This window comes from Kitasatospora sp. NPDC058965 (genome assembly GCF_042741245.1).
Taxonomy (GTDB): Bacteria; Actinomycetota; Actinomycetes; order Streptomycetales; family Streptomycetaceae; genus Kitasatospora.
Window position 1 is genome coordinate 46,033 of record NZ_JBHYKG010000016.1, and the last position, 12,635, is coordinate 58,667.

12 protein-coding genes and 1 pseudogene are annotated in these 12,635 nt (G+C 74.9%); 12 read left to right on the plus strand and 1 reads right to left on the minus strand.

Translation table 11 applies throughout. From position 1 onward, the window contains the following. The first annotated feature begins 116 nt into the window (after nucleotides 1–116). The 3 genes from ACFW1A_RS05120 to ACFW1A_RS05130 all read left to right on the plus strand — a co-directional run bounded on the left by ACFW1A_RS05120 (nucleotide 117) and on the right by ACFW1A_RS05130 (nucleotide 3,374). Nucleotides 117–986, plus strand: coding sequence for a YhjD/YihY/BrkB family envelope integrity protein (locus ACFW1A_RS05120; RefSeq protein ID WP_380404400.1), 870 nt, complete (start codon nucleotides 117–119; stop codon nucleotides 984–986). Nucleotides 987–1,135: 149 nt separating this feature from the next. Continuing rightward, a complete protein-coding gene (locus tag ACFW1A_RS05125; RefSeq protein WP_380404366.1) occupies nucleotides 1,136–1,999 on the plus strand; it encodes a hypothetical protein in 864 nt (287 codons plus the stop codon). Nucleotides 2,000–2,165: 166 nt separating this feature from the next. Further along, nucleotides 2,166–3,374, plus strand: a complete 1,209-nt coding sequence (locus ACFW1A_RS05130) for a multicopper oxidase domain-containing protein (RefSeq protein ID WP_380404369.1) — start codon at nucleotides 2,166–2,168, stop codon at nucleotides 3,372–3,374. A gap of 42 nt (nucleotides 3,375–3,416) precedes the next feature. Here ACFW1A_RS05130 and ACFW1A_RS05135 read toward each other — a convergent pair whose 3' ends face one another. Next, a complete protein-coding gene (locus tag ACFW1A_RS05135) occupies nucleotides 3,417–5,045 on the minus strand; it encodes an FAD-dependent monooxygenase (protein WP_380404373.1) in 1,629 nt (542 codons plus the stop codon). 114 nt (nucleotides 5,046–5,159) lie between these two features. On the opposite strand from ACFW1A_RS05135, the gene ACFW1A_RS05140 reads away from it, so the two are divergent. From ACFW1A_RS05140 to ACFW1A_RS05180, 9 genes and pseudogenes are all read left to right on the plus strand, one after another. Then, nucleotides 5,160–6,359 carry a SchA/CurD-like domain-containing protein gene (locus ACFW1A_RS05140; RefSeq protein WP_380404376.1) on the plus strand — a complete coding sequence of 400 codons (1,200 nt, stop codon included), beginning with the start codon at nucleotides 5,160–5,162 and terminating at the stop codon, nucleotides 6,357–6,359. Between the two features lie 56 nt (nucleotides 6,360–6,415). Then, nucleotides 6,416–6,805: a cupin domain-containing protein gene (locus tag ACFW1A_RS05145; RefSeq protein ID WP_380404378.1), complete on the plus strand. Its 390-nt coding sequence runs from the start codon at nucleotides 6,416–6,418 to the stop codon at nucleotides 6,803–6,805. Then, nucleotides 6,802–8,118, plus strand: a complete 1,317-nt coding sequence (locus ACFW1A_RS05150; RefSeq protein ID WP_380404381.1) for a beta-ketoacyl-[acyl-carrier-protein] synthase family protein — start codon at nucleotides 6,802–6,804, stop codon at nucleotides 8,116–8,118. The genes ACFW1A_RS05145 and ACFW1A_RS05150 overlap by 4 nt, the downstream gene beginning before the upstream one ends. Then, nucleotides 8,115–9,371, plus strand: a complete 1,257-nt coding sequence (locus tag ACFW1A_RS05155) for a beta-ketoacyl synthase N-terminal-like domain-containing protein (protein ID WP_380404384.1) — start codon at nucleotides 8,115–8,117, stop codon at nucleotides 9,369–9,371. The genes ACFW1A_RS05150 and ACFW1A_RS05155 overlap by 4 nt, the downstream gene beginning before the upstream one ends. 67 nt (nucleotides 9,372–9,438) lie before the next feature. Then, the gene (locus ACFW1A_RS05160) at nucleotides 9,439–9,696 is read left to right on the plus strand and encodes an acyl carrier protein (protein WP_380404388.1); all 258 of its coding nucleotides are present in this window, start codon (nucleotides 9,439–9,441) and stop codon (nucleotides 9,694–9,696) included. Nucleotide 9,697: 1 nt separating this feature from the next. Continuing rightward, on the plus strand, nucleotides 9,698–10,159 hold the full coding sequence (locus ACFW1A_RS05165) for an SRPBCC family protein (protein WP_380404391.1): 462 nt from the start codon (nucleotides 9,698–9,700) through the stop codon (nucleotides 10,157–10,159). A gap of 19 nt (nucleotides 10,160–10,178) precedes the next feature. After that, nucleotides 10,179–10,502 (plus strand): TcmI family type II polyketide cyclase, encoded by a 324-nt coding sequence (locus ACFW1A_RS05170; RefSeq protein WP_380404394.1) that lies wholly within the window; start codon nucleotides 10,179–10,181, stop codon nucleotides 10,500–10,502. A 134-nt stretch (nucleotides 10,503–10,636) separates the two neighbouring features. Next, nucleotides 10,637–12,364: an acetyl-CoA carboxylase carboxyl transferase subunit alpha gene (accA, locus tag ACFW1A_RS05175; RefSeq protein WP_380404397.1), complete on the plus strand. Its 1,728-nt coding sequence runs from the start codon at nucleotides 10,637–10,639 to the stop codon at nucleotides 12,362–12,364. Nucleotides 12,365–12,372: 8 nt separating this feature from the next. Continuing rightward, nucleotides 12,373–12,635: pseudogene (locus ACFW1A_RS05180) on the plus strand (hypothetical protein); the annotation flags it as partial.

Consider the following 12,635-nt stretch of genomic DNA (forward strand, 5'->3'; position numbering starts at 1 on the left):
CGCACTAGGCTCGCCCCTGACACGCAGGCGGGGAGCCGGAGGAGGGCGGAGCCGTCGACATCGAGCGCGAACGCCTCGTCAGGACGCTGACGTTCTGGCTGCGTCCGGCCTTCGCGCTGCGCGTCGTCAACCGGTTCCAGCGGGTCGTCGGGTTCGACCGCTCGATGGCGCTGGCGTCCAGTGCGCTGACCGCGCTGATCCCGCTCGCCCTGCTGGCGGGCGCGCTGTTCGGGCACTTCGGGCACTGGGACCTCGCGGACCGGGTGATCAACCGCTACGGGCTCACCGGGGGCGGGGCCGAGGCGGTCCGGCAGCTGTTCTCCCCGGTCGCCGACGCCGGCACCAGCGTGGGCATCCTGGGGGCGGTCTTCCTGGTGATCTCGGTGCTGAGCTTCACCCGGGCGGCGCAGCGCCTGTTCGAGCAGACCTGGGAGCTCAAGCCGCTGAGCGTGAAGAACACCCCCAACGGTGTGCGCTGGGTGCTGGGCCTGGGGGCGTACCTGGTGGCCACCGGGTGGGTGCGCAGCCTTCTGGGCCGGGGCCGGCTGGAGCTGCTGGCCACGCTCTGCACCGCGCCGCTGACCGCCGTCCTCCTGGTCGGGAGCGGCTGGATGCTCAGCGCCAAGCGCATCCCGTGGCGGGACCTGGTCCCGTTCGCCGTCATCGGCGCCGTCCTGCTCGGCGTCTACTCGGTGGGCGCGGTGGTCTACCTGCCGCACCTGTTCAGCTCCTACGCCACCCGCTACGGCTCGGTGGGCGCGGTCTTCGCGATGATCTCGGCGCTCTTCAGCATCATGCTGGTCGTCGTCGGATCGGCGGCGCTGGGCCGGGAGGTGCGCGAGGAACTGGTCCGGATCGCCCACGGGCGCCGCCCCCCGGACGACGAGGTCCGCCGCGAGTGGGACCACCTGGTGGCCCAGATGCGCTCGCGCTGGCGGTCGGCCCGCGACCGCCGGGCGGACCAGCCCGGCCCGGGGTCCTCGTGAGCGCCCCGCGGCTCGGGTGGGCCCGCGGCGCCACGGTGCGTTAGCTTTCGAGGGTGAGAGCTCGTCGTGGTGCGGCGGCGCAACCACCGGGACCAGTGCGGACGCTGCTCCAGGCGGCCAGCGCCGACCCCCGCCACATGCCGGAGGCCATGGCCGTCCAGGCCGTGGACCTGCTCGCTTCGCGCGCCCGGGCGAAGACGGACCAGGTGCGCGCCGAGCAGCCGGACGCCGCCACCGGGCGGTTGAGCGAGCAGCTGACCACCCGGGGCGTGCGCACCTCGGTGCTCGACGGGGCGTTCCTGGGCGGACCGTTCATGGTGCTGTGGCCGGCCGCCTTCGTCGCGGCGCTGATCGCCCAGATCCGGATGGTCCTGGAGCTCGCCGCCCTCTACCAGCCCGACCGCGACCCCGCCGCGCTGACCGAGGACCTGCTGGTGCTCCAGGGCGTCAGCCCCACCACGGAGGCGGCCCGCGCGCTCCTCGACGCGGCGGCGGCGCCGCGGGACCGGGAGTCCGGCGCGGAGCAGGAACCCGAGGCCCCGCCGAGCTGGTGGGTCATGGTGCGCCGCCTGGCCTACCTGATCGGCCTGCTGACCATCAGTGACCGGCCGGTCAGCCTGCTGCGCCGGGCGGGGGTCTGGCTCAGCGTGATCGCCGTGGTGGCCGTGGGGTTCGTCGTGCCGCTGGTGTGGATCCCGGCGAGCGCCGAGATGTACCGGCGCGCCACCTCCCGGCTGGCCGCGCGCACCGTCGCCTACTACGCGCCGCACGGTGCCGGTGCGGAGGCCGAGGAGGGCGCGGCGGACGCCGGGCGCGGCTTCCTGCGCCCGGGAGCCCTGCTGGTCGCCCTGCGGTCGGCCGTGTCCGCGGTGCTGATCGGCGGGGCGGTGCTGACCGTGGTGGTGGCGGACCTGCGGATCGCCTCCAGCCACATCCTCGCCGCGGTGGCGCTGCTCGTCGGCCTGTCCGTGCTGTACTTCGTGGTCGTGCGCCGCCGCCGTCGGCGCCACTGACGGCCCACGGCCGGGCGCGCGGTCTGCCGCCGGGCGGGGGAATCCACGGGGGAGGCTCCCGCCCACCGCCGTCCGCCGTGCCTACGCTCGCCGGAGCAGCGCTGGACGGCGGGACGGCCCGCCGACGGGGGCCTGCCGGGCCCGCGCCGGCGCGGAAAGGGGCGACATGCCGGTCGACCGCACAGCAGATCAGACCGTGGGCGAGCACGGCCCGGGACCGGGGACCGGCGGCACCGGCCGCCGCAGCCTGGTGCGCACCCTGCTCGGCGGGGCCGCCGCGCTGGCCGGCTCGGTGGGGCTGCCGACGCCGGCGGCGGCCCAGGACAGCCAGCCGGGCACCGCCGCCCGGTGCCCGGACGAGGACCCGTTCGCGGTGGACGCCTTCCGCCCCAGCGGCCGGGTGCGCGAGTACTGGGTCCAGGCCGACTCCTTCGAGCACAATGCCGTGCCCAGCGGGAACGACCCGATGTCCGGCCGGCACTTCACCGCGGCGCAGACCAGCTTCCGGGCGCTGGGCTTCCGGGCCTACACCCCGAACTGGGGGCAGCCGCTCGACGCCGACCTGTCGCCGACCGGGATCGGCGCCAACAGCGGCATCCCGGGCCCGGTGCTGCGGGCCGAGGTCGGCGACGAGATCCGGGTGCACTTCCGCAACAACGACGCGCACTACCGGTGGCCGCACAGCATGCACCCGCACGGGGTCCGCTACACCCCCGAGCACGACGGCGGCTGGCTCGCCGAGGACCCGCAGGCACCGGGCACCGCCGTCCCGTTCGGCGCCGACTACACCTACCGCTGGTTCTGCACGCCCGGCTCGGTCGGCACCTGGCCCTACCACGACCACTCGGCGCCGCAGACGGTCCCGGCACCGCCGGCGCCCGCGCCGCGGGCGGCCGATCCGCACGGCGCGCCCGTGCCCGAGGCCGCGGGCGAGCCGGTGATGGAGATCGGCGCGCAGCTCGGCCTGCTCGGCGTGCTCGCGGTCACCGACGGGCGGACCGCCGCGGTGGACCGGGAGTGCGTCGTCGTGCTGCACGACGTCTACAAGAGCGACATCCCGTCGCTGGGCATGTCGCTGAACCTGGTCAACGGCGGCGCCTACCTCGACAACACCCCCACGTTCGGGGCGAAGGTCGGGGACCGGGTGCGCTGGCGGGTGGTCGCGCTCGGCAACGAGCTGCACGTCTTCCACCTGCACGGGCACCGCTGGCGCAGCGGGCAGGGCGGCGGCTGGGTCGACTCGGAGCTGATCGGGCCGGCCACGACGCTGACGGTCGAGTACACCGAGGACAACCCGGGGGAGTGGATCTACCACTGCCACGCCACCCACCACCTGATGGGCGGCATGGCGGGCCGGTACCGGGTCTCCCCCTGACGCCCCGCCGGCAGCCGGCCGGGCGTCGGGGGTGACGCGGTGTCAGAGGCTGAGCATCCGGCCCAGCACCTCGGCCAGCTCGGCCTCCGGGTCGGCGACCGGGCCGGCGCTGCTCCAGGCCACGAACCCGTCCGGCCGCACCAGCACCGCGCCGGACGGGTCCACGCCGTGCAGCCCCGCCCAGTCGGCACCGGGCTCGGGCAGCAGGTCGTGGCCCACCCGCAGGCAGCTGATCGGCACGCCGAGCCGCTCCGCGACCCGCTCGCCGGCCGCCTGCCAGGCGCCGTCCTCCGGACCGCTGAGCAGCACCGGGATCCGCTCGTAGAGGTCCAGCGTGGAGACCCGGGCGCCGGCCCTGGTCATCCACTGGTGCGGCGCCCGACCGCCGGGCACCGCCACCGGCCGGAACTCCAGCGGCACCGCGGAGTCGGGCCCGCCCGGTGCGGCGCCCGGCACCGCGCCGGAGGCGTACCGGTAGCCGAGCACCACGGCCAGCATCCCCGCCTGCCGGCCACCGCCGGGGGCGGCGTCGTAGCCCGGGTGCTTGTGCTCGGCCGAGCGGGCCGAGGCCCGGGCGCTGGTGGCCAGCGCCACCGGGCGCCGCTCCGCGTCGTAGCTGTCCAGCAGGCCGGGCCCGGCCCAGCCGCGCAGCACGGCCGCGAGCTTCCAGGCCAGGTTGTGCGCGTCCTGGATCCCGGTGTTCGATCCGAACGCACCGGTGGGGGACATCTCGTGCGCCGCGTCCCCGACCAGGAAGACCCGCCCGTGGCCGTACCGCTCGGCGACCCGCTCGGCGGCGTGCCAGGGCGCCTTCCCGGTGATCTCGACCTGGAGGTCCGGCACCCCGGTCGCGGCCCGGATCAGGTGGGCGCACCGCTCGTCGGTGAAGTCCTCCAGGGTCTCGCCGCGGTCGGGGTGCCAGGGCGCGTGGAAGACCCACTCCCGCTCGTTGTCGACCGGGAGCAGCGCGCCGGCGCCCCGGGGGTTCGTCAGGTAGCAGACGATGAACCGCCGGTCGCCCACCACCGCCGCCAACCCCTCGGCCCGGAAGGTGATGCTGACGTTGTGGAACAGGTCGCCCGCGCCGGTCTGCCCGATGCCGAGCGCCTCCCGCACCGGGCTGCGCGGGCCGTCGGCGGCGACCAGGTAGTCCGCCCGGACGGTGCGGGTGTCTCCGGTCCCGCGGGTGCGGAGCACGGCGGTCACCCCGTCCGGGTCCTGCTCGAACGAGACCAGCTCGGTGTCGAAGCACAGGTCGCCGCCGAGCTCCCGGGCGCTGCGCAGCAGGACCGGTTCCAGGTCGTTCTGGCTGCACAGGCACCAGCCGGACGGGCTGAGCCGGGCCAGGCCGTTGCCCGGGTCGATCTGCCGGAAGAGCCACTCCTGGTCCTCGCCGGTCAGCGAATCCGCCTGCAGGATGCCGTGGTTGTCGGCGAGCACCGAAGCGGCCTCGCGGATCGGCTGCTCCACCCCGGCGGTGCGGTAGAGCTCCATGGTGCGCACGTTGTTGCCCCGGCCGCGCGGGTGGTGCGAGGTCTCCCGGTGCCGTTCCACCAGGAGGTGGTCCACGCCCAGCCTCCCCAGGAACAGCGACGTGGACAGACCCACCAGGGAGCCGCCCACGATCAGCACCGGTACGCGGCGGTCGATCGTCGAATCCTTCGCAGACATGGCGGAGCCATTCCCGGCCGGGCTCCCCGCGCCTGCCCGGCGGCCGGATCTTCACCCGGCTGACTCACGCACCGCGCACGGCGGGCCGCGCTGCGTGAGCATCGACCGTATGCGATGCGGGGGCCGTCAATCGCCAGATCGTTGAGAGGAACGAGCACCGTGACGATCGAGGAAGACCGGGCGCCAGCCACCACCACCACCGAGCCGCCCCGGCTGCGGGTCGTCCTGCTGCTGGAGGTCCACGACGGCCACGAGCAGGACTTCCTCGCGGCGTACGAGCAGATCCGCCACCAGGTGGCGGGGGTGCCCGGGCACATCAGCGACCAGCTGTGCCAGTCGCTCGGGAACGCCGCGCAGTGGCTGATCACCAGCGAGTGGGAGAGCGCCGAGCCCTTCCTGCGCTGGGTGGAGAGCGCGGCCCACCGCAAGATGGTGGAGCCGCTGCACGGGTGCGTGCGCGACACCAACTCGCTGCGGTTCGTCATCGCCCGGGAGACGCCCGAGCCGGGGCACGCCGTCCAGCACTCGGTCGGGCCGGGCACCGCACCGCACGGCCGGCCGGTCGACCCGGTGCCCGCTCCGCCGCTGAGCGTCGGCGGCATCGTGCACCACGCGATCACCTTCACCGTGAAGCCGGGCAGCGAACGGGCCGTCGCCGAGATCCTCGCCGACTACCGGTCGCCCGAGGCGCAGGTCGACGCGACCACCCGGCTCTGCCGCACCTCGCTGTTCATGCGGGGCAACCGGGTGGTGCGGGCCGTCGAGGTCCGCGGCGACCTGGCGAACGCGCTGCGCCACGTGGCCGCCCAGCCGGAGGTGCGGGCCGTCGAGGAGGCGGTCAACCCGTACCTGGAGGTCGCGCGCGACCTGACCGATCCGACCTCGGCGCGGACCTTCTTCGCCCGGGCGGCACTGCCGGCGGTGCAGCACTTCGAGACCGCGGCGGGCGCCGGGACCGGCGACACCACCCGGTACGGGTTCTGCTACCCGGTGCGCCAGGGCTGCGGCGAGGCCGTCGCGATCCTGCTCACCGAGCAGGACGCGCTCGCGGCCGCGGACCCCGGCCACCCGCTGGTCAGCAGCACCATGTTCCTGCGCGACGGCCTGCTGGTGCGCCTGGTCGAGCTCCGCGTCCCGTGGCAGCAGGCCCCGCTCGCCGCGGCCGGCATCGCGCTCGGCGAGGAGTCCTGGGCGCTGCGCCAGTTCCTGCGGCCGGGACCGGAGGCCGACCTGGCGACCGTGCCCGGCATCACGCGGTTCCTGGCGGACTGCGCGATGGAGCTGGTCACCGACCGCCGGGCCGAGGAGACCTGAACCGCCGTCGGACGCACCCTCCGACGCAGCACAGCCGACGCAGAGAGAGCAAGGCCATGACCACTCAGTCCGTCCGCATCGTGACCCTCGACGAGACCGCACCCAACCGCAAGCGCGGTGGCGACCTGCGGGCGATGCTCACCCCGACCTCGGTGGGGTCCACCAGCGGGTTCATGGGCGTCGCCCTGATCGAGCCCGGCGAGCAGATCAACGAGCACTACCACCCGTACTCCGAGGAGTTCGTCTTCGTCGTCAGCGGCGAGCTGGAGGTGGACCTGAACGGGGTCACCCACCACCTGCGGCCCGAGCACGGGCTGATGATCCCCCGTGAGATGCGCCACCGGTTCCGCAACGTGGGCAGCACCGAGGCCCGGATGGTCTTCCACCTCGGCCCGCTGGCGCCCCGGCCCGAGCTGGGCCATGTGGACACCGAGGAGCCGACATGAGCGGGCGGGACACGGCGGAGCCGCACGTGACCGAGCAGCGCGGCGGCGGGCGCCGGGTTGCCGTCACCGGCCTGGGCGTCGTCGCGCCGGGTGGCATCGGTGCCCCGGCCTTCTGGGAGCTGCTCACCGCCGGGCGCACCGCGACCCGGGGCATCACGCTCTTCGACCCGGCGGGCTTCCGCTCGCGGATCGCGGCCGAGTGCGACTTCGACGCGCTGGCCTGCGGCCTCACCCCGGACCAGGCCGCCCGCGCCGACCGCTACGTGCAGTTCGCCCTGGCGGCGGCGGGCGAGGCGGTCCGCGACTGCGGGCTCGACCTCGCCGTGACCGACCCCTGGCGGGTCGGCGTCTCGCTCGGCTCGGCGGTCGGCGGCACCACCCGGCTGGAGCACGACTACGTGGCCGTCAGCGCCGCGGGCGCCCACTGGGACGTGCGGCCCGAGCCCGCCGGGCCGCACCTGCACCGGGCGTTCTCGCCCAGCGCGCTCGCCTCCGAGGTCGCCGAACAGGTCGGCGCCCAGGGCCCGGTGCAGACCGTCTCGACCGGCTGCACCTCCGGCCTGGACGCGGTCGGACACGCCTTCCACCTGATCGAGGAGGGCCGGGCGGACGTGATCGTGGCCGGCGCGGCCGACTCGCCGATCTCACCGATCACCGTGGCCTGCTTCGACGCCATCAAGGCGACCTCCACCCGCAACGACGACCCCGCCCACGCCTCGCGCCCGTTCGACGCCGCCCGCGACGGGTTCGTGCTGGGGGAGGGCGCCGCGGTCCTGGTCCTGGAGGAGCTGGGCCACGCCCGGGCCCGCGGCGCCAAGATCTACTGCGAGATCCGCGGCTTCGCCACCTTCGGCAACGCCTACCACATGACCGGGCTGACCACCGAGGGCCGCGAGATGTCCGAGGCGATCGACCGGGCGCTCGCGCAGGCCCGGATCGACCCGACCGAGGTCGACTACGTGAACGCGCACGGCTCCGGCACCAAGCAGAACGACCGGCACGAGACGGCCGCGGTGAAGCGCTCGCTGGGCGCGCACGCCTACGCCGTCCCGATGAGCTCGATCAAGTCGATGGTCGGCCACTCGCTGGGCGCCATCGGAGCCATCGAGCTCGCCGCCTGCGCCCTGGCACTGGCCCACGGCGTGGTGCCGCCGACCGCGAACTACCAGACCCCGGACCCGGAGTGCGACCTCGACTACGTGCCGAGGACGGCGCGGGAGGCCCGGTTGGGCACCGTGCTCTCGGTCGGCAGCGGCTTCGGCGGCTTCCAGTCCGCGGTCGTCCTGGCCCGATCCGACGGGAGCCCCGCATGAGCCGGCGCAGGATCGAACGCAGCGGCCGGCGGGCGGTGGTGACCGGCCTCGGCGTGATCGCGCCGGGCGCGGTCGGTGCCACGGCCTTCTGGAAGCGGGTCCAGCAGGGCAGTTCGGCGCTCGGCCCGGTGACCCGGGAGGGCTGCACGGACCTGCCGCTGCGCGTCGCGGGCGAGGTGCACGGGTTCGAGGCGGCCGAACTGATCGAGGACCGCTACCTGGTGCAGACCGACCGGTTCACCCACTTCGCCATGGCCGCCGCCGAACTCGCCCTGGCCGACGCCCGGGTCGACGCCGAGCGGCAACAGCCCTTCGGTGTCGGCGTGGTGACGGCGGCGGGCTCCGGCGGCGGCGAGTTCGGCCAGGGTGAGCTGCAGCAACTCTGGGGCCGCGGACCGCACTTCGTCGGGCCGTACCAGTCCATCGCCTGGTTCTACGCGGCCAGCACCGGGCAGATCTCGATCCGCGGCGGCTTCCGCGGGCCCTGCGGGGTGCTGGCCAACGACGAGGCCGGCGGCCTGGACGTCTTCGCGCAGGCCTGCCGGACCATCCGGCGCGGCACCGACGTGGTGGTCGCCGGGGCCACCGAGGCCCCGCTGGCGCCCTACTCGGTGGTCTGCCAGCTCGGCTACCCGGAGCTCAGCCTGGCCGCCGACCCGCAGCGGGCCTACCTCCCGTTCACCGACGACGCCTGCGGCTTCGTGCCCGCCGAGGGCGGCGCGATGTTCGTGGTCGAGGAGGAGGACGCGGCGCGGCGGCGCGGCGCCTGGGTGCGGGCCGTGGTCGCGGGCCACGCCGCGACCTTCACCGGCACCGGCGGCTGGGAGAAGTCCCGCCACGGGCTGGCCCGCGCCGTCCGCGGCGCGCTCGACGAGGCCGACTGCTCGCCCGGCGAGATCGACGTCGTCTTCGCGGACGCGCTCGGCGTACCGGCGGCCGACCAGGCCGAGGCGCTGGCGCTCGCCGACGTGCTCGGCCCGCACGCCGCCGACGTGCCGGTGACCGCGCCCAAGACCGGCTTCGGCCGCGCCTACTCGGCCGCCTCCGCGCTCGACGTGGCCGCCGCGATGCTCGCCCTGGAGCACGGCGTGGTGCCGCCCACGCCGAACGTCACCGAAGTCCGGCACGGCCTGAACCTGGTCACCGGCCGGGCCCGCCGGGTGCCGCTGCGCACCGCGCTGGTGCTGAGCCGCGGCCTGATGGGCTGCAACTCGGCGCTGGTGCTGCGCCGCGCCGGCGACGACCGGCTGTGACCGGGCGGCCGCCCCGTCCCACCCGTCCCACCCGTTCCACCCGTTCCGCTGAAGAAGGAGAACCACCATGCACAGCCCCGTGACCGTCGAGGAGCTCGCCGGCCTGATGAAGTCCCGGGCGGGCCTGACCGTCGAGCCGCAGCAGCTGGCCGACCAGCCCGACACCCCGTTCGAGGTCTACAACCTGGACTCGCTCGGCCTGCTCGGCATCGTGTCCGAGCTGGAGAACCGCTACGGCAAGTCGATCGACAACGAGGCCGAGCGGTGCAAGACCCCGACCGAGTTCCTGACCAACGTCAACGAGCAGCTGAACACGGGAGCCTGAGATGTCCGGACACACCGACAACACGATCCTGATCGCCGCCCCGCTGGACCTGACCTGGGACCTCACCAACGACCTGGAGTCGTGGCCGCAGCTGTTCAGCGAGTACGCCACCGTGGAGATCCTGGAGCGGCAGGGCCCGCGGACCACGTTCCGGCTGACCATGCACCCGGACGACGAGGGCCGGGTCTGGAGCTGGGTCTCGGAGCGGGAGACCGACCGGGCGGCCGGCACCGTCCGGGCCCGCCGGGTGGAGACCGGCCCGTTCGAGCGGATGGACATCCTGTGGGAGTACCAGGAGGTCGACCAGGGCACCAGCATGCGCTGGGTCCAGGACTTCGCGATGAAGCCGACCGCCCCGGTCGACGACGCCGGGATGACCGAGCACATCAACCGCAACTCCAAGATCCAGATGGCGCTCATCCGGGACAAGGTCGAGCAGCACGCGCGCGAGAGCGCGCGCTGAAACCGAAAGGACACCCGCCATGCACCGCTCGCTGATCGTCGCGAGGATGAAGCCCGACGCGGCCGAGCAGATCGCCGAGACCTTCGCCGCCTCCGACCGCGGGGAGCTGCCGGGCCTGATCGGGGTCACCGGTCGCAGCCTGTTCCAGTTCGGCGACCTCTACCTCCACCTGGTCGAGGCCGACCGGCCGCCCGGCCCCGCCGTCGCGCAGCTGACGGACCATCCGGAGTTCCGCGACGTCAGCGCGCGCCTCGCGGCCTACGTCAGCGCCTACGACCCGCAGACCTGGCGGGAGCCGAAGGACGCGATGGCCCGCGAGTTCTACCGCTGGGAGCGCGGCTGACCGAACCGGACCCCGGACCCCGGACCCCGGACCCCGGTCCCCGGACCCCGGACCCCGGTCCCCGGACTCCGGGCCGTGGGCACCCGCCCCGCTCCCGCTCCCGCACCCGCCCCGCACCCGCCGGAGGAACAGCCATGACCGAGACCACCCGGGCGTCCGCCGCCGCGCCGACCGCGTGGGTGCGGTGCGCGGACTGCGGCACGCTCGTCTACGACAAGCGGTTCAGCCGCGGGTTGCGGGTCTGCCCCGACTGCGGGGCGCACGCGCGGCTGACGGCGCGCCAGCGGCTCGCCCAACTGCTCGACGAGGGCTCGGCGCAGCCGCTCGGCCGGGTGGAGTGCGTGTCCGACCCGCTCGGCTTCGTCGACCTGCGGCCCTACCCCGAACGGCTGGCCGAGGCCCGGGCCAGGACCGGACTGGACGAGGCGGTGCTCTGCGTCCGGGGCCTGATCGAGGGCCGGCCGGTGGTCGCCTGCGCGATGGACTTCGACTTCCTCGGCGGCAGCCTCGGCTGCTCGGTCGGGGTGCAGATCACCGAGGCGGCCCGGACCAGCCTGCGGCTGCGGATCCCGCTGCTGCTGGTCACCGCCTCCGGCGGGGCCCGGATGCAGGAGGGCGTGCTCTCGCTGATGCAGATGGCGAAGACCGCGCACGCGCTGGCCGAGCTGGACGAGGCCGGCGTGCTGGTGGTCTCGCTGATCACCGACCCGACCTACGGGGGCGTGGCCGCTTCGTTCGCGACGCTCGCCGACGTGATCATCGCCGAGCCGGGTGCCCGGCTCGGGTTCGCCGGGCCGCGGGTGATCGAGCAGACCATCGGCGCGACCCTGCCGGCCGGCTTCCAGACCGCCGAGTTCCTGCGCGGCCACGGGCTGATCGACGAGGTGGTGCCGCGCGGCGCGCTGCGGGCGGTGCTGGGGCAGATGCTGCGGCTGCAGGACCCGGCCGAGCAGGCGAAGCGGGTCGAGCGGGTGGAACAGCCGGAGCAGGCCGAGCAGCCGGAGCAGCCGGAGCAGGCCGAAGCGGCCGAGCACGCCGCGGACCCGTCGCCGCCGGACGCCTGGGCGACCGTCTGCCTGGCCCGGCACCCGGAGCGGCCCACCACCCTCGACTACGCCGCCCACCTGCTGGACGGCTTCCAGGAACTGCACGGCGACCGGATCGCCGAGGACTGCCCGGCCGTGGTCGGCGGCCCGGGCCTGCTGAACGGGCAGCCCGTGATGCTGATCGGGCACCAGAAGGGCGGCGTGGACCTGACGGAGCGTCGGCGCCGCAACTTCGGCATGCCGAGCCCGGGCGGCTACCGCAAGGCGGCCCGGCTGATGCGGCTGGCCGCCAAGCTCGGCCTGCCGGTGGTCACCCTGATCGACACCCCGGGCGCCTACCCGGGCCCGGACGCCGAGCGCGGCGGGCAGGCGGTGGCGATCGCGGAGAACCTGCGGCTGATGGCCCGTCTGCCGGTCCCGATCGTCGCGGTGATCACCGGCGAGGGCGGCAGCGGCGGCGCGCTCGCACTGGCGGTGGCCGACCGGGTGCTGGTCTGCGCCAACGCCGTGTACTCGGTGATCAGCCCCGAGGGCTGCGCGGCGATCCTGTGGAAGGACAGCGACGCGGCACCGACTGCGGCCGCCGCCCTGCGCGTCGATGCCGGAGAGCTGCTCCGGCTCAGTATCGTCGACGGTGTCGTGCCTGAACCAGCGGGTGGTGCGCACACGGATCACGCGCGGGCCGCAGCCCTGCTGGGCGACGCCGTGACCGCTGCGCTGGCGGAACTGCGCCCGTGGGACCCGCAGCGACTGCTGCGGGACCGCGGCGGCCGGTTCCACCGCTTCGGTCTGGGAGCCGCCCCGAGCGCCGGATGAGGAGCTACATGAAGTCGGACCACCAGCAGCCGGACCACCAGCACCCCGACCGCGAGCAGTCGCAACGGCGGCCGGACGGTCCGTCGGACGGGCACCGGCCGGACGGCCCCGACGGCACGTTGGCGATGGTCTGCCGCAGCGTGGCCCAGCTGGCCAAGGCCGCGCCCACGCCGCCGCGGCGGATCCGGCTGCAGTCGGGTCAGACCACCGTCGAGGTCGAGTGGCCCGAGCCGGCCCCCGGCGCCGCCGCGGCGCCGGGGGCCGCGCCCGC